Annotated in this window: 1 protein-coding gene and 1 pseudogene; both read left to right on the top strand. The window is 54.1% G+C overall.

From position 1 onward, the window contains the following. Positions 1-576 precede the first annotated feature (576 nt). Positions 577-627 (top strand): annotated as a pseudogene (locus tag ACZ2IA_RS23400) (hypothetical protein); the annotation flags it as partial. A 113-nt stretch (positions 628-740) separates the two neighbouring features. Beyond that, positions 741-812: hypothetical protein (locus ACZ2IA_RS23405; protein WP_495849314.1), on the top strand; the 72-nt coding region annotated here is incomplete at its 3' end.

Here is an 812-nt window from a genome sequence, read left to right on the forward strand (position 1 = left end):
CAACTTTGACTCTCACAAGGCCTGTGATGCGAGAGACAACGAGAGTTGAGTCTCATGGATGAGGGACAAGCAACTTTGACTCTCACAAGGCCTGTGATGCGAGAGACAACGAGAGTTGAGTCTCATGGATGAGGGACAAACAACTTTGACTCTCACAAGGCCTGTGATGCGAGAGACAACGAGAGTTGAGTCTCATGGATGAGGGACAAACAACTTTGACTCTCACAAGGCCTGTGATGCGAGAGACAACGAGAGTGGAGTCCCATGGATGAGGGACAAACAACTTTGACTCTCACAAGGCCTGTGATGCGAGAGACAACGAGAGTGGAGTTCCGTGGATGAGGGACAAGCAACTTTGACTCTCACAAGGCCTGTGATGCGAGAGACAACGAGAGTTGAGTCCCATGGATGCGCGGGTTGTGGCGGTCCAGAGTGCGGCGGGGCCACATAGGATCTGAAAACTTCGGCACTGGACCTTGAAAAGAGTCGGGATCAATCCAGTGATGGCTTGGGGCTTGGGGCTGGGGGGCTGAGATGCAGACGCTAACGCTGACTGAGGCCGCTCAAGTTTTGAAGATGCATCCAGAGGAGCTGCGGCGGCGAACCAAGCAAGGTTTGGTTCCGGCCGCCAAGCCCGGCAAGCAATGGGTGTTTCTTGAGGAGGATCTGCAAAATTACCTGCGTTCGCTTTATGCTGCTAGCAGGCAAGCGTTGCAAGGTGAACGTGCGGAGGTAAAAGCATGGCACTTTTCAAACGCGGCAGTACCTGGTGGGTCGATTTCACCAGCCCGGGCGGCAAGAGAACTCGCATC

It is taken from the genome of Crenobacter sp. CS_VA4 (assembly GCF_055597485.1).